At 67.2% G+C, this 23614-nt stretch carries 19 protein-coding genes; 8 read left to right on the plus strand and 11 right to left on the minus strand.

Annotated elements, in window-relative coordinates; genetic code table 11:
- Nucleotides 1-113 precede the first annotated feature (113 nt).
- The 5 genes from AB0915_RS24295 to ngcE form a co-directional block, all read right to left on the minus strand.
- On the minus strand, nt 114-1211 hold the full coding sequence (locus AB0915_RS24295; RefSeq protein ID WP_366693076.1) for a substrate-binding domain-containing protein: 1098 nt from the start codon (nt 1209-1211) through the stop codon (nt 114-116).
- A 124-nt stretch (nt 1212-1335) separates the two neighbouring features.
- A complete protein-coding gene (locus AB0915_RS24300) occupies nt 1336-2535 on the minus strand; it encodes an ROK family transcriptional regulator (protein WP_366693077.1) in 1200 nt (399 codons plus the stop codon).
- Nucleotides 2536-2736: 201 nt separating this feature from the next.
- Nucleotides 2737-3654 carry a carbohydrate ABC transporter permease gene (locus AB0915_RS24305; protein ID WP_366693078.1) on the minus strand — a complete coding sequence of 306 codons (918 nt, stop codon included), beginning with the start codon at nt 3652-3654 and terminating at the stop codon, nt 2737-2739.
- On the minus strand, nt 3654-4577 hold the full coding sequence (locus AB0915_RS24310; RefSeq protein WP_366693079.1) for a sugar ABC transporter permease: 924 nt from the start codon (nt 4575-4577) through the stop codon (nt 3654-3656). Before AB0915_RS24310 ends, AB0915_RS24305 begins: the two co-directional genes overlap by 1 nt.
- A 50-nt stretch (nt 4578-4627) precedes the next feature.
- Nucleotides 4628-6076, minus strand: a complete 1449-nt coding sequence (ngcE, locus tag AB0915_RS24315) for an N-acetylglucosamine/diacetylchitobiose ABC transporter substrate-binding protein (protein ID WP_366693080.1) — start codon at nt 6074-6076, stop codon at nt 4628-4630.
- A 502-nt stretch (nt 6077-6578) separates the two neighbouring features.
- On the opposite strand from ngcE, the gene AB0915_RS24320 reads away from it, so the two are divergent.
- Nucleotides 6579-10427 (plus strand): GH92 family glycosyl hydrolase, encoded by a 3849-nt coding sequence (locus AB0915_RS24320; protein WP_366693081.1) that lies wholly within the window; start codon nt 6579-6581, stop codon nt 10425-10427.
- Nucleotides 10428-10581: 154 nt separating this feature from the next.
- Here the strand turns inward: AB0915_RS24320 and AB0915_RS24325 are convergent, their stop codons facing one another.
- Nucleotides 10582-10893: a cupin domain-containing protein gene (locus AB0915_RS24325; protein WP_366693082.1), complete on the minus strand. Its 312-nt coding sequence runs from the start codon at nt 10891-10893 to the stop codon at nt 10582-10584.
- A gap of 179 nt (nt 10894-11072) precedes the next feature.
- Here AB0915_RS24325 and AB0915_RS24330 point away from each other — a divergent pair, with 179 nt between their 5' ends.
- Entirely contained in the window at nt 11073-11540 is a 468-nt protein-coding gene (locus AB0915_RS24330; RefSeq protein ID WP_366693083.1) for a hypothetical protein, read from the plus strand.
- 15 nt (nt 11541-11555) lie between these two features.
- On the opposite strand, the gene AB0915_RS24335 is transcribed toward AB0915_RS24330, so the two are convergent.
- Nucleotides 11556-12200 (minus strand): histidine phosphatase family protein, encoded by a 645-nt coding sequence (locus AB0915_RS24335; protein ID WP_366693084.1) that lies wholly within the window; start codon nt 12198-12200, stop codon nt 11556-11558.
- 151 nt (nt 12201-12351) lie between these two features.
- Between AB0915_RS24335 and AB0915_RS24340 the strand changes: the two genes are divergently transcribed.
- From AB0915_RS24340 to AB0915_RS24350, 3 genes are read left to right on the plus strand one after another with little or no spacing between them, the layout of a single operon-like run.
- Nucleotides 12352-12897 (plus strand): Scr1 family TA system antitoxin-like transcriptional regulator, encoded by a 546-nt coding sequence (locus tag AB0915_RS24340; RefSeq protein WP_366693085.1) that lies wholly within the window; start codon nt 12352-12354, stop codon nt 12895-12897.
- Entirely contained in the window at nt 12791-13204 is a 414-nt protein-coding gene (locus AB0915_RS24345; RefSeq protein ID WP_366693086.1) for a DUF5753 domain-containing protein, read from the plus strand. Before AB0915_RS24340 ends, AB0915_RS24345 begins: the two co-directional genes overlap by 107 nt.
- Complete coding sequence (locus tag AB0915_RS24350) at nt 13188-13394, plus strand: DUF397 domain-containing protein (RefSeq protein WP_366693087.1); 207 nt, start codon at nt 13188-13190, stop codon at nt 13392-13394. Before AB0915_RS24345 ends, AB0915_RS24350 begins: the two co-directional genes overlap by 17 nt.
- A 136-nt stretch (nt 13395-13530) precedes the next feature.
- Here the strand turns inward: AB0915_RS24350 and AB0915_RS24355 are convergent, their stop codons facing one another.
- On the minus strand, nt 13531-14091 hold the full coding sequence (locus tag AB0915_RS24355) for a TetR/AcrR family transcriptional regulator (RefSeq protein ID WP_366693088.1): 561 nt from the start codon (nt 14089-14091) through the stop codon (nt 13531-13533).
- A gap of 182 nt (nt 14092-14273) precedes the next feature.
- Here AB0915_RS24355 and AB0915_RS24360 point away from each other — a divergent pair, with 182 nt between their 5' ends.
- Complete coding sequence (locus AB0915_RS24360) at nt 14274-15491, plus strand: GNAT family N-acetyltransferase (RefSeq protein ID WP_366693089.1); 1218 nt, start codon at nt 14274-14276, stop codon at nt 15489-15491.
- A 360-nt stretch (nt 15492-15851) separates the two neighbouring features.
- Nucleotides 15852-16766: a VCBS repeat-containing protein gene (locus AB0915_RS24365; RefSeq protein ID WP_366693090.1), complete on the plus strand. Its 915-nt coding sequence runs from the start codon at nt 15852-15854 to the stop codon at nt 16764-16766.
- 91 nt (nt 16767-16857) lie between these two features.
- On the opposite strand, the gene acnA is transcribed toward AB0915_RS24365, so the two are convergent.
- Both acnA and AB0915_RS24375 read right to left on the minus strand, forming a co-directional pair.
- Nucleotides 16858-19572 carry an aconitate hydratase AcnA gene (acnA, locus tag AB0915_RS24370; RefSeq protein ID WP_366693091.1) on the minus strand — a complete coding sequence of 905 codons (2715 nt, stop codon included), beginning with the start codon at nt 19570-19572 and terminating at the stop codon, nt 16858-16860.
- A gap of 362 nt (nt 19573-19934) precedes the next feature.
- Nucleotides 19935-20426 (minus strand): MarR family transcriptional regulator, encoded by a 492-nt coding sequence (locus AB0915_RS24375; protein ID WP_366693092.1) that lies wholly within the window; start codon nt 20424-20426, stop codon nt 19935-19937.
- A 114-nt stretch (nt 20427-20540) separates the two neighbouring features.
- Between AB0915_RS24375 and AB0915_RS24380 the strand changes: the two genes are divergently transcribed.
- Nucleotides 20541-21902 carry an aminotransferase class I/II-fold pyridoxal phosphate-dependent enzyme gene (locus AB0915_RS24380; RefSeq protein WP_366693093.1) on the plus strand — a complete coding sequence of 454 codons (1362 nt, stop codon included), beginning with the start codon at nt 20541-20543 and terminating at the stop codon, nt 21900-21902.
- 419 nt (nt 21903-22321) lie between these two features.
- Here the strand turns inward: AB0915_RS24380 and AB0915_RS24385 are convergent, their stop codons facing one another.
- On the minus strand, nt 22322-23197 hold the full coding sequence (locus AB0915_RS24385) for a hypothetical protein (RefSeq protein ID WP_366693094.1): 876 nt from the start codon (nt 23195-23197) through the stop codon (nt 22322-22324).
- Nucleotides 23198-23614 lie beyond the last annotated feature (417 nt).

Consider the following 23614-nt stretch of genomic DNA (forward strand, 5'->3'; position numbering starts at 1 on the left):
GCGGCGGTCCGACGACCGGACCTGGGAAGGAGTCCGGCACCCGCCCCCGCCTGCGGGGCTTTGACGGGGCGGGTGCCGGACTGGCAGAGGTGCCCGGGGCTTCCCCTCGGGGGTTACTTGATGCCGGCGGCGTCGCAGGCCGCCTTGTACTCGGCGGTGCAGATCTCCTCGGCCTTGTAGACCTTGTCCGCGATGATCGTGGAGGCGATGTTCTCCTTGGTCACGACCGACGCGTCGTACAGCCGCGACGGGATGCCCTTGAACTCGCCCGAGAGGCTGTCGACCTTGGTGGTGGTCAGCCCGTCGAACTTCTCGCCCTTGAGGAGCTTGACCGCGATCTCGGCGGTGGTCTCGGCCTCCGGCTTGATCTGCTTGTAGATCGAGAAGGACTGGTCGCCCTGCAGGATGCGCTGCAGACCGGCGAGCTCGGAGTCCTGGCCGCCGACCGGGACCTTCACGCCCTGCTTCTTGAGGGCCGTGATGATGCCGCCGGCCATTCCGTCGTTCGCGGAGTAGACGGCCTGGAAGCCGTTCTTGCCCAGGGAGTCGATGGCCGCGCCCATCTTCTTGTTGGCCTCGTCCGGCGACCAGTCAGGGATGTCCTGCTCGTAGACGACCTTCTTGACCTGCGTGTCCAGGACGCTGTGGGCGCCCTTCTTGAAGAACGGGGCGTTCGGGTCGGTCGGCGAGCCGTTGATCATGACGACATTGCTGTCCTTGGCCTTGGCGCCGAGCGCCTTGACCAGGGCCTCGCCCTGCAGGCGGCCGATCTTCTCGTTGTCGTACGACACGTACGCGGAGATCGGGCCCTCGGCGAGGCGGTCGTACGCAACGACCTTGACGCCCTTCTTCTCCGCCTGCTGGACCCAGGACTTGGTGGCCTTGTAGTCGACGGAGTCAAGGATGATGACCTTCACGCCCTGCGTGACCAGCGCGTCGAACTGCTTCTTCTGGGTCTCGGTGTCCTGCGCGGCGTTGTTGTACTTGACCTCGCAGTCGGCGCAGAGCGCCTTGATCTTCGCCTCCATGATGGGGCGGTCGAACGTCTCGTAACGCGTGGTCTTGTTCTCCGGCAGGAGCAGACCGATGGTCTTGCTGTCACCACCGCTGCCGGAGCCCTTGTCGTCGCCCGCCTTGCCACAGGCGGCGAGGGAGACGGCCATCGAAACTGCGGCCGTGCCTATGACGATGCGTCGCGTCGTTGCCTTCATTGTTGGGTTTGCCTCCCTGACGAGGCCGCGACGTTGCGGCCGAGGTGGCTGGAAGTCAACTCGGCTGCGACGTCAACGTCAAGGAGTAAATCCTTAACGAGATGACAACGGTGCCATTCGTTATCTAAGTGAAGGCAGGTGTTCCCGTGGGCAGGGCGCTCCCCAAAAGGGTTGAATCCCCCATTTCACTCAGCACGAGAGCCAGTGCACCGAGCACCTCGGCCCGGCCGCCGAGGGCCCCCGGAAGGACGGACAGCTGCCGGGCGGCGCTGGGGATGGCATAGCGCGACACCGAGTCGCGGATCGGCCCGAGCACCAACTCCCCCGCCTCGGCGAGGGAGCCACCGAGGACCACCCGGCTGGGGTTGAGCAGGTTGCAGAGATTGGCGACGCCGCTGCCGATGTGCCGCCCGACGTCCGCGATCACCCGGCGGCAGCCCGGATCGCCCTCCCGGGCCAGCTTGACCACTCGTTCCATCGTGAGATCGGGCCCGTGACTGGGCTGGAGCAGGGGCAGCACGTACCGCGCGGCGGTGAAGGTCTCCAGGCACCCGCGGTTGCCGCAGCGGCATACGGGGCCCGATTCGTCGAGCGTGATGTGGCCGATCTCGCCGGCTGTGCCGCCCGGCCCCCGGTAGATGTGCCCGTCGATCACCAGACCGGCGCCGACACCGCTTGCGACCTTGATGTACGCGAGGTCCTTGACCCCCCGGCCGCTCCCCCAGACGAGCTCTCCCAGCGCCCCGAGGTTGGCGTCGTTGTCGACGTACACCGGCACGCCCAGCCGTGCGGCGAGCTCCGCGCTCGGATTGATGCCCGTCCAGCCCGGCAGGATCGACGTGGAGCCCAGCGTGCCGGACTCCACATCGATCGGACCGGGAACGCCGAGGCCCACTCCGATCACCTTGTCCGGGCCGATCCCGGTCGTCTCGATCAGCCGCTTGACCAGCTGTTCCGCCCGGTCGAAGCCCTCCGCCGCCGAGGCGTCCACGTCCAGCGGCTCGGACTCCTCGGCGAGCACCTGGTGGGCAAGGTTGCCGACCGCCACCCGCAGATGCGTATGTCCGAAGTCGACGCCGATCACGATGCCCGCGTCACCGCTCAGGGAGACGCTGCGGGCCCGGCGGCCGCCCGCCGAGGTGGGGGTCACCTCGACCGTGCCGCCATCCTTCAGTTCGCGAACGATATTGGAGACCGTGGCCGCGGAGAGGCCCGTGCTTCTGGCGATCTCCGCCTGGGTGAGCGATCCCGCCATACGTACGGCACGCACGACCCGCTCAAGGTTGGCGCGATGCAGAGATGTCTGCGACCCCGGAGTCTCCATCGACTCTCTCACTCCTACCGTTTTCTCTAACATGTGAACTCTAAGCTGACCGTTTTGGGGTCCTCCCCGTCAAGACCTTGAGCAGTCCGAGCCTCGGATGAGCGGGCAGGCCCCGAGGGGCGGACACAGAGAACGGACGAACCGCCCGCCGGCACAGGGCCGACGGGCGGTTCGTCCGTCTCTACGGTGTTCAGCGGGCCGCTACTTCACGGCTCCCGCGGTCAGGCCCGCGACGACCTGGCGCTGGAAGATGATGTAGGCCGCGAGGACCGGCAGCATCGCCATCACCAGACCGGCGAAGAGGCCGGACCAGTCCCCCTTGTATCCCTGACTGGTGGCCAGTTCGACCAGGCCCTGGGAGAGCACCCGGTGATCCGGGTCGGTGTTCAGCACCGTCGGCAGCATGTACTGGTTCCACTGCCCGAGGAAGTTGAAGATGCCGACGCTGATCAGGCCCGGCTTCGCCATCGGCAGCATCACCTGGAAGAACGTCCGGGTGTGCGACGCCCCGTCGAGCATCGCCGCCTCGGCCACCGAGGTCGGCAGCGTCCGGAAGAACGAGGTGAGGAAGAAGACGGTGAACGGCAGCGAGTACGCGATGTAGACCAGGATCAGTCCGTGCACCGTGTTCAGCAGGCCCATGTTGTTCATCACGAAGAACAGCGGGACCAGCGCCAGGATGATCGGGAAGCTCATCCCGCCGATGAACAGGTAGTAGAGGAAACGGTTACCGGGGAAGTCGAACCGCGCCAGTACGTACGCCGCCATGGAACCGAGCAGCAGGGTGCCGATGAGCGAGCCGCCCACCACGATGATCGTGTTGAAGAAGTAGTCGCTCATGTGCGCCTGGCTCCAGGCGCGCGACCAGTTCTCGAAGTGCAGCTTGTCGGGCAGCGCCCACGGCGTCGACAGGATCGAGTCGTCCGTCTTGAAGGACGCCATCACCGCCCAGAGCAGCGGCATGACGACCAGGATCGCCCAGATGATCAGTACACCGTGCGAGAAGACATTGAGGACGGAGCCCTCGCTGCTCTTCTCCTTCTTGCCACCGGGCACGGTCACCGGCGACACGGGCACGCGGTCCGCAGCAGGCGCGGGAGGGGTGTCAGTGGTCTTCATCAGAACTCCAGCCGCTCGCGCCGGCCCAGTCGCATCACGATGGCCGCGAAGGCCATGGTGACGATGAGCAGTCCGACACCGATCGTTGTTGCGTATCCTGCCTGGCCGTCACGGAAGGCCGTCTGGTACACGTACAGCGGCAGGACCGTGGTCGAGTAGTCGGGGCCGCCGGGACCCACGGTCATGACCTGTACGGCCGTGAACGCCTCCACGCCGAGCGCCAGAATTCCCATGTAGACCCAGCCCGACTGCACGGTGTCCCAGAGCAGCGGCAGGGTGATCCGGAAGAACGTCGTGATGCGGTTGGCGCCGTCGAGGAGCGCCGCCTCGTAGAAGTCCTTCGGAATGGACGCCATTCCGGCGGAGAACAGGACGACGAAGAATCCGACCGTCGACCAGACCAGCACCGACATGACGCAGATGAGCGCGAGGCTCGGATCGCCCAGCCAGTCCGGCTGGATGGAGCCGAGACCGATGCCCTTCAGGGTCGAATTCAGCATCCCGTCACTGGGGTTGAACGCGAACTGGAAGAGCAGGGCGACGATCACGATCGAGAGCACCTGCGGGAAGAAGTACGCGATCTTGTAGAAGCCCGAGCCCCGCACGCCGGCGACCGTGGCGTTCTTCCGCCGCCGGCCGCCGACATTGAGCATGAAGGCGAAGAAAAGCGCGAGGCCCAGCGTCACCAGCGGCAGCAGCAGCACAAGCAACACGCTGTGCTGCAGGGACTTCCAGAAAATGTCGTCCTTCAGCATCCTGGTGTAGTTGTCGAAGCCGACCATCTTGAAGTCCGGGCTCAGGCCGGTCCAGTCCGTGAAGGAGTAGTAGATGGACTGGATGAACGGCCAAATGACGAAGACCGCGTACAACGCCAGTGGGGCCGCCAAGAACCCCACAATGAACCGGTACTTGCCGTGCTGCATCGTTTACCGACCCCGATCTTTCCGCGGGTGCCGCCGCTGGTGACGGTTGCTCACTGGTGCTTGTAGTGCTTGATGGACTGGTCCTTGGCCGCCGCGTCCGCGAAGGCCTGGATCTTCTTGATGGCTTCCGCCGGGGTCGCGCGGCCCGCCATCATCTCGCCGATGCCGGCGACGCCGATCTGCTCCTTCTGGAGCTTCACGTACCAGTCCTGCAGACGCGGGTTCACCACGTTGTCGCCGGCCTTCTTCAGCGCGTCGACGCCGGCCTGCATGGCCGTGGACAGGGTCAGACCGTCGGTGCCACCGTTGAAGGCGCTGAGGGACTTGACCTGCTTGGTGAAGTTCTTCGAGGACTCCTCGGAGAGCATGATGCGCAGCTGCTCCATGCCGCCCTCGGGGTTCTTCGCCTTGGCCGGGACGACGAAGGGCTCACCGCCGGAGGCCCAGATGGTGCCGAACGGCATCTTGTCGGACGCGTCCAGGCTGGACGGCGCCGAGACCATCATCTTGAAGTCCTTGGGCGTGGTGGGCGCCGCCTCGTTCTCCACCCACGAACCGTTCGGGATGAAGAGCGCCTTGCCCTTGGTCCACTCGGTCTGCGACTGGATGTGGGTCATGCCCGGGGTGCCCTTGAGGACGTACCCCTTCTGGTACAGCTCGTAGTACGCCTCGAACGCCGCCTTGACCGCGGGGTCCTTCCAGGCGTTCGGCTCCAGGTTGTCGATCTTGTCGAGAACCTCCCGGCCACCGATCTTGGCGATGAACGGGTAGAGCGAGAACGGCAGGTAGTACGGGTACTTACCGGCGTACGTCCAGCCGGCGATGCCCTTCTTCTTCGCCTTCGCGCAGAGGGCGAGCATGTCGTCCCAGGTCTCGGGGTACTGCGCGTCGAGATTGTCCAGCGCGGTCTGCGAGTACCAGACACCGTAGACCGTGTACGCGTAGTACATGATCCAGACCGGGTCGCCGTCGAACTGGCCCATCTCCAGGACACCGGGACGCAGCGTGTCGCGGACCTTCTTGCTCGGGTCGTCGATGGACGGGGCGTCCATCAGCGGCGTCAGGTCGAGCAGTTGCTTCTTGCCGACGAGGACACCCATGTCCATCTGCTCGGCGCCCGAGTTGTCGATCAGGTCCGGCGGGGTGCCGCCGTTGAAGCGCGGCTGCAGCTGCGACTGGATCTTCTGGGTCGCGGTGTGCTTGACCTTCGGGGCCTTCGGGAAGGCCTCGTTGTACTTCTTCTCCGCGTCGATCGCGTACTGCTGACCGAAACCGCCATCGAAGATGACGACGTCGAGGGCAGCGGTCTCGTTGACGCCGAGCGGGTTCTTGGCGCTCGTCTTGCCCTTCTTGACCGAGTCGTCGGTGCCGCTGTCGCTACTCGCACACGCCGACAGGAAGCTCATGGTCGGAACGGTGATCAGACCGAGTGCGGCAGACCGCTTGATCACGTCGCGACGGCCAAGGCCCTCATTCGTGTGGCCGGAGGTGGATCCCATGCTCAAGTCCTCGCCTTCTCCAGGACTCAGGCGGTGTGTACCGGTCGCCCGTCGAAATTCGCCTCAGGCGAAGGGCCCCGCCACCGCGGTCAGTTGCGCTTGGGTCATGCTGATTTTGCAGGCTAGCCGGATGCAGTGGGGGATTCGGGAGATCGAGCGACGGATGCACCCCATGGCACCTCCTCGACCGTTCCCCCGGCCCCCTTGTCCGCCCGCGCGGAAAACGGCGGGACAGACGCCGACAGGTATAGTCCACTTGCAGCCAACTGAGCAAGATCGAATGCAGCTTTGGGCGGCAGTCTTTCCCGAGTTGAGACCTCGCGGATACATGAGCCCCGCGCACCCTCGCCCAGGTGTAACGATTTCCGCATTACGGTCGATTCTCCCGACGGTTCGTGCTCAACACCCTTGACACATCGAGCCACTTGGCTCCCTACTGGATCCTGCGCATCAGCCTGACAACGTTGTCCAACGCGCACTTCCTCGGGAGGAATGGCTCGGCATGCAGCCCCGACATGGTTCTCGCAAGAGACAAAGCCGCACAGCCGCACTCATTGCGGCTTCACTGGTCCTGGTCGTGACCGCCCCGACGGCGGCCGCCGCCCAGTCGGCGCATTCCCCCGAAAGGAGTGAAAAACCCACAGCCGACCAGACGTTCACCTCCTCGTTCGAGGCGGACGAAAAGCAGCCGGACTGGCGCAACACTGTGGAAGAGGGTCCTGACGGAAAAAAGCGGTCATCAGGCATCGATGGCGGATTCTCGTCCGGAATACCGGGCAATGTCACCGATAAGGTCACAGAGGTCCGAGCCAGTGATGAGAACACCGGCGGCGGTGAGGTGAAGGAGAACCTCATCGACGGGGAGTCCGCCACCAAGTGGCTGACCTTCGAGCCCACTGCCTGGCTGGAGTTCGATCTCGCCGAACCGGTCAAGGTCGTGACCTACGCGCTCACTTCGGCCAACGACTACGCCGAGCGCGACCCGAGGAACTGGACGCTCCAGGGCTCCGCCGACGGCAAGACGTGGAAGGACCTCGACTCCCGGACCGACCAGTCCTTCAGCGAGCGCTTCCAGACCAAGTCGTACGGCATCACGGCCGACACGGCCTACCAGCACTTCCGTCTGGACATCACGAAGAACAACGGCGCCTCGAACATCACCCAGCTCGCCGACGTCCAGTTCTCCAACGGCAACACCAGCACGCCGGCGCCCGCCGAGATGCGCAGCCAGATCGACCGCGGTCCGTCCGGCTCCCCCACGGCCAAGGCCGGCGCGGGCTTCACGGGCAAGAAGGCCCTGCGTTACGCGGGCACGCACAAGGCAGACGGCCGGGCCTACTCGTACAACAAGATCTTCGACGTCGACGCGGCCGTCACCCGGGACACCGAGCTCTCCTACCTCGTCTATCCGCAGATGGGCGAGACGGACCTCTCGTACCCGGCCACGCATGTGGCGGTCGACCTCGCGTTCACCGACGGCACGTACTTGAGCGATCTGGGTGCCACCGACAGCCACGGCGGTCCGCTGAACCCGCAGGGCCAGGCCGACGCCAAGCGGCTGTACGTCAACCAGTGGAACAAGGTCGCCTCGCGCATCGGCACGGTCGCGGCCGGAAAGACCGTCGACCGGATCCTGGTGGCGTACGACTCCCCCAAGGGCCCGGCGAAGTTCCAGGGCTGGATCGACGACATCAAGCTCGCCCCGAAGGCCCCGGAGAAGCGCCGGGCACACCTGTCCGACTACGCGTCGACGGTACGGGGCACCAACTCCAGCGGCGGCTTCTCACGCGGGAACACCTTCCCCGCCACCGCCGTCCCGAACGGCTTCAACTTCTGGACGCCCGTCACCAACGCCGCTTCGACGAGCTGGCTGTACGACTACCAGCGCGCCAACAACGCCGACAACCTGCCCACGCTCCAGGCGTTCAGCGCGAGCCACGAGCCGAGCCCATGGATGGGCGACCGGCAGACGTTCCAGCTGATGCCGTCGGTGGCCAAGGACACCCCGGACGCCTCCCGCACGGCGCGCGCGCTGCCGTTCAAGCACGAGAACGAGACCGCGAAGCCGCACTACTACGGTGTGACGTTCGAGAACGGCCTCAAGGCCGAGATGACGCCGACCGACCACGCGGCACGGATGCGCTTCACGTACCCCGGTGACGACGCGTCCGTCGTCTTCGACAACATCTCCAACGACGGCGGACTCACCCTCGACCCGGGGACCAGCTCCTTCACCGGCTTCTCCGACGTGAAGAGCGGCCTCTCCACCGGCGCCACCCGGCTCTTCGTCTACGGCGTCTTCGACGCCCCGGTCACCGCGAGCGGCAAGCTCAAGGGCGGCGGCGGTGACGACGTGACAGGCTACCTCCGCTTCGACGCCGGCAAGGACCGTACGGTCAACCTGCGGCTGGCCACCTCGCTGATCAGCATCGACCAGGCGAAGCAGAACCTCGCCGCCGAGATCCCCGCGTCCCGTTCCTTCGGCCGCGTCGAGGACCGGGCGCAAAGGGCCTGGGACGAGATCCTGGGCAAGGTGGAGGTCGAGGGCGCGGACGCCGACCAGCTGACGACGCTCTACTCCAGCCTGTACCGGCTGTACCTCTACCCGAACTCGGGCTTCGAGCGGGTCGACGGCAAGGACCAGTACGCCAGCCCGTTCTCGCCGCAGATCGGCCCGGACACCCCCACCCACACGGGGGCGAAGATCGTCGACGGCAAGGTGTACGTCAACAACGGATTCTGGGACACCTACCGGACGACGTGGCCCGCGTACTCCTTCCTCACGCCGGACAAGGCCGGCGAGATGGTCGACGGTTTCGTCCAGCAGTACAAGGACGGCGGCTGGATCTCCCGCTGGTCCTCCCCCGGCTATGCCGACCTGATGACCGGCACCTCGTCGGACGTCGCGTTCGCGGACGCGTACGTCAAGGGCGTGAAGTTCGACGGCGAGGCGGCGTACGAGGCGGCCCTGAAGAACGCCACGGTGGTTCCGCCGACGTCGGGTGTCGGCCGGAAGGGGATGGCGACCTCCCCGTTCACGGGCTACGCGAACACGTCGACGCACGAGGGTCTGTCCTGGTCGCTGGAGGGCTACCTCAACGACTACGGCCTCGCGCAGATGGGCCAGGCGCTCTACAAGAAGACGAAGAAGGAGCGGTACAAGGAGGAGTCGGAGTACTTCCTGAACCGGGCCCGCGACTATGTCGAGCTGTTCGACTCCAAGGCGGGCTTCTTCCAGGGCAGGACCGCCAAGGGTGACTGGCGGGTCGCCTCCGACAGGTACGACCCGCGGATCTGGGGCTACGACTACACGGAGACGAACGGCTGGGGCTACGCGTTCACGGCTCCGCAGGACAGCCGCGGTCTGGCCAACCTGTACGGCGGCCGCGACGGCCTGGCGAAGAAGCTCGACACGTACTTCTCCACCCCGGAGACGGCCGGTCCCGAGTTCGTCGGCTCGTACGGCGGTGTCATCCACGAGATGACGGAGGCCCGTGACGTACGGATGGGCATGTACGGCCACAGCAACCAGGTCGCGCACCACGTCACGTACATGTACGACGCGGCGTCGCAGCCCTGGAAGACCCAGGAGAAGGTCCGCGAGGTCCTCGGCCGCCTCTACACGGGCAGCGAGATCGGCCAGGGCTACCACGGCGACGAGGACAACGGCGAGCAGTCGGCCTGGTATCTCTTCTCCTCGCTCGGCTTCTACCCCCTGGTGATGGGCGGTGGCGAGTACGCCATCGGCTCGCCGCTCTTCACGAAGACCACCGTCCACCTGGAGAACGGCCACGACCTCGTGGTCAAGGCCCCGAAGAACAGCGCCCGGAACATCTACGTGCAGGGGCTGAAGGTCAACGGCAAGAAGTGGACGTCCACGTCGCTGCCGCACGAGGTGCTCGCCAAGGGCGGTGTCCTGGAGTTCGACATGGGTGCCAAGCCGTCGGCGTGGGGCACGGGCAAGGACGCGGCCCCGACGTCGATCACGAAGGACGACCAGGTGCCGTCGCCGAAGAAGGACGTACTGAAGGGCGAAGGCGCGCTGTTCGACAACACGTCGGCCACGACGGCGACGGTGACCGGCGCGGTGGAACTCCCGGTCGGGTCGGCGACGAGGGCGGTCCAGTACACGCTGACCTCGGGCGCCGCGGCGAAGGCCCCGACGGCCTGGGTCCTGCAGGGCTCGGCGGACGGCACGACATGGAAGGACCTCGACAAGCGGTCCGGGCAGTCGTTCGCGTGGGACAAGCAGACCCGGGTGTTCTCGGTGGGCACGGCGGGAACGTACGCGCACTATCGCCTGGTGCCGGTCGGTGAGGGCACGCTGGCGGAGGTGGAGCTGATCTCCTGACCTCACCACTCCTTTGAACGGCCGGTACCTCGGGTGAGGTACCGGCCGTTCTTTCGTCCCACGGTGCAGCCGAAGTCGGTCGTCGGATCGGGCCGGCCGCCGAGAAGGGGAGAGGTACGGGGACGGCGTCCCCGGCGGTCCATGGCGCTCGAGCTCAGGACGACACGGCCGCAGCCGAGGTCCCCTTGAGCTCGATCTCGACGAAGGCCAGCCAGGCACTGCCGGTATTGACGACATCGTGCTCGCCACCGGCCGGGCGGGCGTACGACTCACCGGCCCGGAGCTGCGACTCGGTCACCGACCCGTCGGGCGCGAAGGCACTGATGACACCGTCGACGACCGGCACGACCACGTAGTCGTACGCATGGACATGGCGGCCGGTACGCGTCCCGGGCTCGAAGTCCCAGCGGGTGACCCGCACCCGATCGTCCTCGTGCTGCACACTCGGGCGAGCGGTTGTCGTCATCGGCCTGCTCCTCGCTGTTGGTTCATGCTCGTTCTCCGGGCCGCACAAGCCCACGTCACAGGCTTGATCGCCGTGTCGTACCAGCCGAATATACGTGCCGCCACCAGCCCCGAACCGGCACGCCGGGATCCGGCAGGAGGGTCTGTTCAGGGGGCCTGCCCTCCTCCTACGCTGCCGCGATGAGCTGGATAACGGTCGTCAGCACGGTCGCAGGCGCGGTCATCGCCCTCAGCTCGGCGCTGGTGATCGAGCGCCGCCGGGATCTGCGGGAGACCAGGCGGGAGTGGCGGACGAGCCGACGGGATCTGTACAGCGCCTACTTGTCCGCTCTGGCCAAGGCGCGCAGTGAGCTCTGGTCGATCGCGCGGGACAGGTCCCGGTCAGCCGAGGAGCGCTCCCGGGCCGCGCGCGCCTGCTTCACGGACTGCTACGAACTGCGCTATCAGTTCGAGGTCTTCGCACCACGAGCAGTCGTCGAACCTGCGCTCCTGTACTTCCGACGGGTCCGTGACCTGCGCGACGCGGTCGCCGAGGGTCTCCTCCACGGAATGCCGGAGTACGAGCAGCATGCGGCCCAGGTGCTGGAGGCACTGACCCGGGTGCGGGACGCGATGCGCGCCGACATGGGGACGGATGCGATGGACTGAACCGCGTGGGCCTGCTCAGGCCTGCTCGGGCGACTCCGGGACGGCGGCGCGGAAGAGACTCTCGGGCAGGGCCAGGTTCAGGGCGGTGATGACGGGCTTCCCGTGCTCGGTGCCGAGCCGGGAGACGGCCCCGGTGGCGAGCTGGAACATGGTGCCCCCGGCCGGAGCCAGCCCCAGATAGCGGGCGGTGAGCACGCGCAGGAAGTGGGAGTGCGCAACGAGAGCGATGTCCGCGTCCCCCACCTGTTCGGCGACCGTCCGGACCTCGGTGAGCACGCGGTCGGCGCGCCTGCCCACCTCAGCCGGCGTCTCCCCGGGGTGCGCCGCGGGACCGGGGGTGACGCCGTCGGTCCACAGGTTCCACGAGGGCCGGGTCCGGTGGATCTCGACGGTGGTCACGCCCTCGTAGCCGCCGTAGTCCCACTCGCGCAGGTCAGGTGTGACACGGGGCGAGTCAAGGCCGGCGAGCTCGGCGGTGCGCCGGGCGCGCAGGGCCGGGCTGACCAGGGTGAGCCCGATCTTCCGATCGGCGATCAGCGGCACGAGAGCACGGGCCTGACGCTCGCCGAGGTCGGTCAGGGGCAGATCGGTGTGGCTCGTGTGCCGCCCGTTCCGGGACCACTCGGTCTCGCCGTGCCGGATCAGGATCAACTCGCCCATGGGTGCCATCCGCTCTCTGTACTGTTCGCGCCGCGTGCTGCGAATGTTGTAAACCCGCTGATCCACGATTGCATTCCGGACCGTCCACGATGGGGTGGCCGCTACCGGGTTTCCGAGTCCGAGGACCTCGTGTCCGGCTACATTCCGCCACATGCCGCAACCCAAGGAACTGGACCCGTACACCAACCCGCGAGCCTTCTACGGCTCCGAATTGCGCCGCCTGCGCGAGGCCGCCGGGTTGTCCCAGGATCAGTTGGGCGAGCGGGTGTTCTGCTCGGGCTCGTACATCGGGCAGTTCGAGTCGGCGAATCGGCGGCCGCAGATCGACATGTCCCGCATCTTCGATCAGCTCTTCGGTAGCGGGGAGCATCTGGAGCGGTTGTGCCGGCTGGCCCGCAAGTCCAAGGTGGCAAGCTACTTCGCCGATGCTGCGGAACTCCAGGAGCGCGCCAAGTCGATCGAGGAGTATTCATCCTTGGTGGTGCCGGGACTTCTGCAGACCGAGGCGTACACACGGGCCCTGACTCAGGCCGCTCAGCCATTCGCCACGTCGTCCGTCGTCCGTCGTCGAGGGTCACGTAAGGACCCGGATGGATCGGGCACAGCTGCTCGATTCCCCAACGGCCCCCATCCTGTGGGTCATTGTCCACGAGGCCGCCCTCCGCGTGCTGGTGGGCGGAGCCGCCGTCATGGCTGAGCAACTCACACACCTCGCCGAGCAGACCCGGTCACGTACGCGCCTCATCGCTCAAGTGTTTCCGTTCTCCGCCGGGGCGCCCCTGTTCCTGGACACCTCAGTCACGCTGATGCGCTTCACCGATGCCCCACCTGCCGTGTATACCGAAGGCGCTTACGGCGGCCAACTCATCGAGGAAACTTCGGTGGTGGACCAGTTCGGTTCCGCATACGATCTGGCCAGGGCTGCCGCGCTGTCGCCGGAGGCATCCCTGGCCCTGATCGAATCGGCGGCGAAGGACTATGCGACCGATGACCACCGCAGCTGATCTGACCACGGCAACTTGGCGTAAGTCCTCCTACAGCAACGGGGACGGCGGCAACTGCGTGGAGGTGGCCGACGGCGCTCCGGACCTCGTCCCCGTGCGCGACAGCAAGATCACGGATGGTCCGGTGCTCATGTTCGGTGCGGCCGGCTGGATGGCCTTCGTCAAGGGTGTCAAGAGCCGTGCGTTCTGACGCAGTTCAGTAGGCGCATCGGGGGTCCGGCCGGTCGTCGCACGGCCGTCGCCATGTTCGCGCCGGCCACCGCCGCCCGGATCCGTACGCCACTGACCGCCGGGCTTCCGGCCAAGGCCCCCGCCCCCCACGCGAGTCAGGCGCTCGCGTCGAGCAGCAGCTCCGCCATTCCCCGCGCCGCCAGGGCCGGATGGGCGTCCGGGCGGGTCACCGCGTGGGCCAGGGTGCCATCGATCAGGACCAGGAGCTGATCGGCACCGAACTCCGGGGCCGGGTGGCCGTAGCGGGTCAGTTCGCTGGTGAACAGCTCGTGCAGACCGTCCTTGAAGGCGCGGACCTCCGCGTGCGCGGGGTGGCCGGGGTCGGTGAGGGCCAGTTCCGCCGACGTGTAGCGGCAGCCGTGGAAGGTCGGGCGCTGGGTGACGTTCTCCAGCTCGTCGAAGACCGCGAGGATCCGTTGGCGCGGATCATCACCGGCGTCGTCCATCATCTGGCGGTAGGCGGCCTCGCCCGGGTAGCTGCGCAGGAGTTCGGCGATCAGACCGTCCTTGCCGCCGAAGTGCTGGTAGAGCGAGCGGCGAGCGACCCCGGCCTGCTTGAGGATCGCATCCACCCCCACGTGCACGCCACGGGTGTACGTGAGGTCACGGGCCGCTTCCAGCAGCCGCTCGCGGGGTCCCGGTCTCGTTGTCGTCACACCGAATTCTGACACGGGGTTGCCGATAGAACCACCGGTCTATCTACTATGAGACTGGATATAGATCGATCGTTCTATATACTGACTGGAGTAATTCGCTTGCTCTGGCAACGGGTCAACGCTCAACTGTGGCCAGACACCACGAGTTGTGGTGCCGGTATTGCGAGGAGGCAGCGGCGGCAATGGAGATTCGTTCCACGACCGATGAGGACCTTGACGTCTTCGTCGACACAGTCCATGCCGCGTTCGGGCGCTTCCCGGAAACCCCGATCGAGGGCGGCGGGCTCTGGTGGTCGGCGCTCGAAATCGGCCGCTGCCTGCTCGCCCTGACGGCGGACGGGCGGCCCGTCGGCACCGCCGCCGCGCACTCCTTCGAGCTCACCCTGCCCGGTGAGATCCTCGTCCCGGCCGCCGGGGTGACCGCCGTCGGCGTCCTGCCCTCGCACCGGCGCCAAGGCGTGCTCAGCGCGATGATGCGGCATCAGCTCGCCGAGTTGCGGGCCGGCGGGGAGTTCCTCTCCGTGCTGCTGGCCTCTGAGGCCCCGATCTACGGCAGGTTCGGCTACGGACCGGCGACCTATACGCAGCAGCTGACGGTGCCGCGCCACCAGGCCGCCCTCGCCCTCCCCCGGGCGCGTGGAACGGCCGACGCCCCAACGACCGGCTCGGTCGAGGTGCTGCGGCGTGCCGAGTGCGGCGAGATCCTGGAAGAGATCTACGACCGGTATCGCCGCGCACAGCCCGGCGCGCTGTCCCGGCCGCACCGCTGGTGGGCCTTGCGCGCGGGACAGCCCCCGATCTCGCCGGCGCCGCGCTACGTCGCCGTTCACCGGGACGCCGACGGCGTCCCGGACGGGTACGCCAGCTACTCGATCGAGTCCGGCACCTTGACGGTCGACGAGACCATCGCCACCGACGACGCCGTCTTCACGGCCCTGGCCCGGTTCGTACTCGGACATGACCTGGTCTCTCAGGTTGTGTTCAAGCACGTCCCGCCCGAGCACCCGCTGCGCTGGCAGTTCGCGGACTTCCGCGCCGGCGAGGTGAGCGGCGACACTGACTGGCTCTGGTTGCGGCTCCTGGACGTCCCAGGTGCCCTGACCGCGCGCGGCTGGTTCATGGACGGCGAGCTCGTCCTCGACGTCGAGGACCCGTTTCTCGGCGAGCACGGCCGCTACCTGCTGACCGTCCGGGACGGTAAGGCCGACTGCGTCCCGACGGACCGGGAGCCCGACCTGTCCCTGGACGTGAGCGACCTGGGCTCGGTCTACCTCGGCGGCACTGCCCCGAGCACGCTCGTGCGTGCCGGACACGTCCGGGCCCACCGCCCGGGCGCGGCCACCCTCGCCGACGCCCTCTTCCGCGCCGAGCGCTCCCCGCACTGCCTGCACTGGTTCTGACCACGCGCTCGGCGGGCAGGCCCGTCAGGTCCAGGGTGTGGGCGGGCGTTCAGACCGCGCAGGAACTTCAGCTTGTCCAGCTCGGCCCTCACCGCGTTCGCCGGGTCCCCGGTCGCGCCCTTGGAAAGCCAGTTCAGCCGCGTCGTCCCGACGTACGCGGGCACCGGCAAAGCCGCCGCACCGTACAAGTCCCGAGTCGTGATCGGCACTGGTTGGAACACATTTGGAACACATATAGCCTGCTCTTTTTATCAACTGGCAGTTCTCCCACCTGAGGCCATGACACTATTCGGGTGAAAAAATGTGGCCCGCCTGCGCTCATGGGCGGGCCACAACTCATCCCGATCCATGGAGTACTTCGTGGCCAAAACCTCTGGCCGTAAGCACAGACGCATAGCCGCCCGCGCAGCGGCCGCGGCACTCACCGCCGCCCTCGTCGGAACCGGCACCTCCGCGGTCGCCGCCGACGCCCCGAGCGCCCAGCCCTCCCTGGGTGCCGACACCGCGCAGCCCAGTGCGGCAGCGGCCGACGCCGCTGCGACCACCCCGGTCTTCGCCCTCTACGGCATCGACTCGACCGGCACCGCGTACTCGTACACGCCCACCGGCACGGGTGGCCTCACCGCCCGCGACAACGCCGGTAACGGCTGGAAGACCGTCAACTCCGTCCTGCAGGTGGACAACGGCGCCGACGGAGACGCGGACGGCATCTGGTCCCGCGAGGGCTCGACCCTCTACTACCAGAACTTCGACGTCACCACCCAGACCAAGGTCGGCACCGGCTGGAACATCTACAACAAGCTGGTCTCCCCGGGCAACCTGGGCGGCGCCGGCGCGGGCGACCTGCTCGGCCGCGACAGCAGCGGCAATCTGTACCTCTACCTGAACTACGGCAACGGCAAGCTGACGAGCCGTTACAAGGTCGGCAGCGGCTGGGACATCTACACCCAGATCGCCGGCAACGGCGACCTGACGGGCGACGGCAAGAACGACCTCGTCGCCCGCGACAAGGCCGGAGTCCTCTGGCTGTACAAGGGCACGGGCAACTACAAGGCCCCGTTCGCCACCCGTACCAGGATCGGCGCCGGCTGGAACACGTACAACTACCTCATCTCCAGCGGTGACCTGAACCTCGACGGCAAGACCGACCTCATCGCGCGCGACACGACCGGGGCTCTGTGGAGCTACCAGGGCACCGGCAACGCGGCAGCCCCGTTCAAGGCAAAGGTGAGGATCGGTACCTCCGGCTGGAACACCTACCGCCTGCTCTTCTGAGCCGTCCGGTAGCCGGGAACACCCCGAGCACAACGAAGGGCCGCATCCCCGTCACCGGGGATGCGGCCCTTCCGCCGTGGTGCGCCGATCCCTACTTGCGGATCAGGCTGCGGAGCACGTACTGCATGATGCCGCCGTTGCGGTAGTAGTCCGCCTCACCGGGGGTGTCGATGCGGACGACCGCGTCGAACTCCACACCGGTGTCGGTGGAGACCTTCACCGTGCGCGGCGTGGTGCCGTTGTTCAGCTCGGTCACGCCGGTGAAGGAGAAGGTCTCCTCGCCGGTGAGGCCGAGAGCCTCAGCAGTCGCGCCCTCCGGGAACTGGAGCGGGAGGACGCCCATGCCGATGAGGTTCGAGCGGTGGATGCGCTCGTACGACTCGGCGATGACGGCCTTGACGCCGAGGAGCGCGGTGCCCTTGGCGGCCCAGTCGCGGGACGAGCCGGAGCCGTACTCCTTGCCCGCCAGGATGACCAGCGGGGTGCCGGCGGCCTGGTAGTTCTGCGAGGCGTCGTAGATGAACGACACCGGCGCATCGGCCTGGGTGAAGTCGCGGGTGTAGCCACCCTCGGTGCCCGGGGCGATCTGGTTGCGCAGGCGGATGTTCGCGAACGTGCCGCGAATCATGACCTCGTGGTTACCGCGGCGCGAGCCGTACGAGTTGAAGTCGCGGCGCTCGACGCCGTGCTCCGTCAGGTACTTACCGGCCGGGGTGTCGGCCTTGATCGCACCGGCCGGGGAGATGTGGTCGGTGGTGACCGAGTCGCCCAGCTTCGCCAGGACGCGGGCGCCGGTGATGTCGGAGACCGGGGTGGTCTCCATCGTCATGCCCTCGAAGTAGGGGGGCTTGCGCACGTAGGTGGACTGCGGGTCCCACTCGAAGGTGTTGCCGGTCGGGATCGGCAGCGCCTGCCACTGGGCGTCGCCCGCGAAGACGTCCTGGTAGGACTTGTTGAACATGTCCTCGCCGATGGAGTTGGCGACGACGTCGTTGACCTCGGCCTCGGTGGGCCAGATGTCCGCGAGGTAGACCGGCTTGCCGTCCTGGTCGATGCCCAGGGCGTCCTTGGTGATGTCGACCTTCATCGAGCCGGCGATGGCGTACGCGACGACCAGCGGCGGGGACGCCAGGTAGTTCATCTTGACGTCGGGGTTGATCCGGCCCTCGAAGTTACGGTTGCCGGAGAGCACCGAGGTCACGGCGAGGTCGTGCTCGTTGACCGCCTTGGAGACCTCCTCCGGCAGCGGGCCGGAGTTGCCGATGCAGGTGGTGCAGCCGTAGCCGACGAGGTTGAAGCCGACCTTGTCGAGGTACGGGGTCAGGCCCGCCTTGTCGAAGTAGTCGGTGACGACCTTGGAACCCGGGGCGAGCGTGGTCTTGACCCACGGCTTGCGGGTCAGGCCCTTCTCGACCGCCTTCTTGGCCACGAGCGCCGCGGCGACCATGACGTACGGGTTCGAGGTGTTGGTGCAGGACGTGATCGCGGCGACGGTGACGGCGCCGTGGTCGATCTCGTACGTCGTCCCGTCGGGGGCCGTGACCGTGGTCGGACGCGACGGCACACCGTTGGAGGAAGCCGGGGCGTCGGACGCCGGGAAGGACTCCTTGCCGGCCTCCTCGTCCTCGGAGACGTAGTTGCGGACGTCCTGCGCGAACTGCTGCGAGGCGTTGGCGAGGACGATGCGGTCCTGCGGGCGCTTCGGGCCGGCGATGGAGGGGACGACCGTGGCGAGGTCGAGCTCCAGCTTCTCGGAGAAGTCCGGCTCGGCGGCCGGGTCGAGCCAGAGGCCCTGCTCCTTGGCGTACGCCTCGACGAGCGCGACCTGCTGCTCGTCACGGCCGGTCAGGCGCAGGTACTTCAGCGTCTCGTCGTCGATCGGGAAGATCGCGGCGGTGGAGCCGAACTCCGGCGACATGTTGCCGATGGTGGCGCGGTTCGCGAGGGAGGTGGCGGCGACGCCCTCACCGTAGAACTCGACGAACTTGCCGACGACGCCGTGCTTGCGGAGCATCTCGGTGATGGTCAGCACGAGGTCGGTGGCGGTGGTGCCGGGCTTCAGCTCGCCGGTCAGCTTGAAGCCGACGACGCGCGGGATGAGCATGGAGACCGGCTGGCCGAGCATCGCGGCCTCGGCCTCGATGCCGCCGACGCCCCAGCCCAGCACGCCGAGGCCGTTGACCATGGTGGTGTGCGAGTCGGTGCCGACGAGGGTGTCGGGGTACGCCTGGCCGTTACGGACCATGACCGTACGGGCCAGGTGCTCGATGTTGACCTGGTGGACGATGCCGGTGCCCGGGGGAACGACCTTGAACTCGTCGAAGGCGGTCTGGCCCCAGCGCAGGAACTGGTAGCGCTCCTTGTTGCGGCCGTACTCCAGCTCGACGTTCTGGGCGAACGCGTCGTTGGTGCCGAACTTGTCCGCGATGACGGAGTGGTCGATGACCAGCTCGGCCGGCGCGAGGGGGTTGATCTTCGCCGGGTCGCCGCCGAGCTCCTTCACGGCCTCACGCATGGTGGCGAGGTCCACGACACACGGAACACCGGTGAAGTCCTGCATGATCACGCGGGCCGGCGTGAACTGGATCTCCTGGCTGGGCTGGGCCTGGGAGTCCCAGCCACCCAGCGCCCGGATGTGGTCGGCGGTGATGTTCGCGCCGTCCTCGGTGCGGAGCAGGTTCTCCAGCAGCACCTTCAGGCTGTAAGGGAGGCGCGCGGAGCCCTCGACCTTGTCCAGCTTGAAGATCTCGTACGACTCGTCGCCCACGCGCAGCGTGCTGCGGGCGTCGAAGCTGTTCGCCGACACGACAGTCTCCTTCATCAATGTGCGCGTACTACCGCACCGCGCCTCATTACGGCGGGCGCCGCGTGGTGCCGCCTACGGCTCCTCGACCATCCACTAAGGTAAGGCTTAGTTAGGTAGCCTTTACCATTCGGCGGCGCGGTACACCTTCGGCAGATATCTCGATGTCGAGATAACTCTAGTACATCACCGCGGAACGGTCATGCCCGGCTGCCCTTGACCGCTCTCATCCAATCGAGTCGTTTACTCAGCGAACCCAGTCGTTCGGCCTCCGTCTCAGTGAACCTAGTCGTGCGGGTGATCGCACTGGGGGTGCTGGATGGCCGTACTGGCTGGGGTGGATCTTGCGGAGACGTACGTTGAGCTCACTCGGCAGCCTCGCGCAGGGCCCTGTCGATCTCGCTGAGCGCCCGCGTCATCCGTACGTAGTCCTCGGAGTCCACCGGCTTGACGAAGTAGTCCTCCACCGTGCGGGCATGGACGGCCACGGCCTGGAGGAACACGGTTCGGCCCTCATCGGTCGGTTCCACCAGGGCCACCCTGCGGTCCCCGGGTGACGGCACGCGGCGGACCAGCCCCGCTCCCTCCATGCGGTCGATCAGCCGGGTGGTGCCGCTGCTGGTGAGCGTGAGGTCGTCGGCGAGGTGGCGCTGGGAGACCTCCTCGCCGGGCTGCCGGCAGAGCCGTAGCAGCACTTCCAGCATCGTGTGGCTGATCCCGCACTCCCGCCGCAGCTCGGCGTCGATCCGCCGTTCCAGGCGGGTGGCGGACTTGATCAGCAGCCCGAAGTCGCGCACGAGTGGGCTGCTGGCGGCACGGGCGGCGGCTTCCTGGTCCCGCTGGTTCACGGCGTTCATCTGCCGAAGTTTACTGCCAGGTCACCTACTCACACATCGAATACTGAGCAATCAATTGCTGACTGCTCAACCAAATCGTATGGTGGACGTGCCCCACCAGAAAGAGGGAGATCAGTGGACCTGAAGCACTGGCTCGGCCGAGCCACTGACGCGATACAGGACTGGGCCGACACCTTCGGCCCTTATCAGCCCCACCCGTCCATTGAGGTCGACAACGACCGCTTCGCCGCCGCCTTCGAGGAGCTCACCGGACGGCTCAAGGACAACTACCCCTTCTTCCATCCGCGTTACGCGGGCCAGATGCTCAAGCCCCCGCACCCCGCCGCGGTGGTCGGCCACCTCGCCGCGATGCTGATCAACCCCAACAACCACGCCCTGGACGGTGGCCCCGCCACGGCGGCGATGGAACGCGAGGCCGTCGCACGGCTCGCCGAGATGTTCGGCTACGACACCCACCTCGGCCACCTCACCACCAGCGGCACCATCGCCAACCTCGAAGCCCTCTTCGTCGCCCGGGAACTCCACCCCGACCGGGGCATCGCCTACAGCGCCGACGCCCACTACACCCACGGCCGCATGTGCCACGTCCTCGGCATGAAGGGCCACCCCGTACTCACCGACGACCGGGGCCGCATGGACCTCGGCGCACTCGAAGACCTGCTGCGGGCGGGAGAAGTGGGCACCGTCGTGCTCACCACAGGCACCACCGGACTGGGCGCCGTGGATCCCGTCCACGAGGCCCAGCCCCTCGCCGAGCGCCACGGCGTCCGCGTCCACGTCGACGCCGCCTACGGCGGCTTCTTCACCCTGCTGGCCGGCCTCGAAGGAGCCGAAGGGCTACCGCCCGAGCCGTGGCGGGCGATCGCGCGGTGCGACTCGGTCGTGGTCGACCCGCACAAGCACGGTCTCCAGCCCTACGGCTGCGGAGCCGTCCTTTTCCGCGACCCCGAGGTGGGCCGCTTCTACCTCCACGACTCGCCCTACACCTACTTCACCTCCACCGAACTCCACCTCGGCGAAATCAGCCTCGAGTGCTCTCGCGCTGGCGCCTCCGCCGCCGCCCTGTGGCTCACCTTCCAGCTCCTGCCGCCCACCCCCGACGGACTCGGCCGAGTACTGGCTGCCGGCCGGCGAGCGGCCCTAAGTTGGGCGGAGCTGATCGACACGTCCGACGTCCTAGAGCTCTACCAGCAGCCTGAGCTCGACATCGTCAGCTACTTCCCCGTCGTCGCCCCCGCCACCCTGACCGGCATCGACACCGCGTCCGCGCGCATCCTCGCCGACGGGATGACCAGTCCCGACCCGGTCTTCCTGAGCACCCTCAAAGCCGGCAGCGAGGCGTTCACCGCGCGCCATTCCAAGATCACCGCAGACGCCGACGGCGCGCGTATCCTCCGCAGCGTCCTGATGAAGCCGGAGTCCGAGCACCATGTCGAACGCCTCCACGCCCGGGTGGAGGAGATCGCCCGGCGTTGATGACCTCCGGGTAGGCCAAGTGCATCTCGCCTGCTCAAGGCCGATCGGATACCGGGAGGTGTCACCCGGGCCGCGCGGTGGAAGTGCTGTCGCGGCCGGCGATGTCGCGGATCGTTGGGATTCCGAGGTCCACGACATCGCCCCGGCGGGTCTGCTCGGCGTCGAGTTGCGCAAGTTTGTCCTGCGCGCCGGCGAGACTGACTTCGAGTCCTTCGAGTCCGCCCAGCCAGCCTTCCCGTTCGGCTTCGGTGCTGCGGGCAAGGAGGTTGTCGCGGATCTCGACCAGGCGAGGGCGCTGCGACAGGTCAGCCCGTACGGTGCCACCCTTCTCGCACCGGCCTCATCGGCACGGCGCTGCGACGCGGCAGTCGTCCGCTCGGCAGCACACGGCAGCCGCCCGAGCCGGCTCCCGACCATGCTCAGGAGTTCTCGGCCAGGACCTCGTTGCGCGGCACGACGCCCCTGCGCTCCCGCACATGGGCACGGGCCACGAGAGCGAAGAGAAGCGCGAGGAGCGCGACCGACGAGCCCGCCGTCCCGAGGTCGAGACCCCCCTTGGCGACAGGCTTGGTGAGGAAGTCTCCGACGGTGGCCCCGAGAGGGCGCGTGAGCACGAACGCGATCCAGAACAGCAGGACGTTCGGCACGACAGGCACCCGCATGAGTGCGAGAAGCACCGCGAGCAGCCCGGTGACGAGAAGCGCGCCACCCGCATAGCCGAGTCCGGAGCTGTCGGACAGGAAATCACCCATGGAAGTGCCGAGCGTGTTCGAAACGAGAATCGCCGACCAGAAGAGAGCCTCCCCGCGGAAGGTGACGATGTCGCGGATCGAGAACGTCAGCCCGGTGAACTTCCAGATGACGAAGATGGCAATCAGGAGCGAGATAAGAATCGCGGCTCCCGTGGGGTACCCCAGCCCCAGGCCTTGCGGCCCCCAGCCCAGCGACGTGGTCCCGCCGGAAAGGTATCGGGAGCTGGCGTCACGGTTCATGAAGTCGGACATCGTGGTGCCGGCCATGCTGGTGGACAGGATGACGGTCCAGTAGAAATAGGGGTTGTAATGGGTGGACCTCAGCTGCACGACCAGCGTGACGACGAAGATCAGGAACAGCGCGACCGTGGTGAGGAAGTAGCCGAGTTTGAGGGTCTGGGCGAACAGGTCGCCGGCCGTCTCGCCGAGCGTCGTCGCGGCGATCTTCATGATCCAGAAGGCCAGGGTGACCTCCGGCAGCTTCTTCATCACCGAATGACCGGTGCCGGTGTTCAGGTCGGTAAGGAATTCAGATTTTTCCAATGTCAATCACTCCTGGTCGGCCGATCGGCGCCTCGCTCTCCCGGAGTGAGCACCGTCCACGTCACGGATGAGCGGACATCACAGTGTTGCGGGCGCGAGGCATCCCGTTACTCGATGGCACTGCGTGTCCGCAGGTATTTATTACTTCTTTGAATACGGCGACGAGCGTGCCGCGTTCCGCTGATTCGAGGACGCGGTGGCGGTCTTTTTTTGATGCAGACACAGGCGGTGCGCCCCGCGAGGGAATGCCGCCGGGGCGCACCAACTCGGGGAGACCCGCCGCACCCCGGCAGGATCACGCCGTCCGCGGCGTGACACCCGGACGGATGTGCGCGGCGTGCCCCGTGCCACCCGCGCGGACGCACCCCGCGTGCCGGACCGCCACACCGGGCGGACGATGGGAACGGCCGTCACGTA

The sequence above is a fragment of the Streptomyces sp. NPDC048411 genome (assembly GCF_040704695.1).
Lineage (GTDB): Bacteria > Actinomycetota > Actinomycetes > Streptomycetales > Streptomycetaceae > Streptomyces.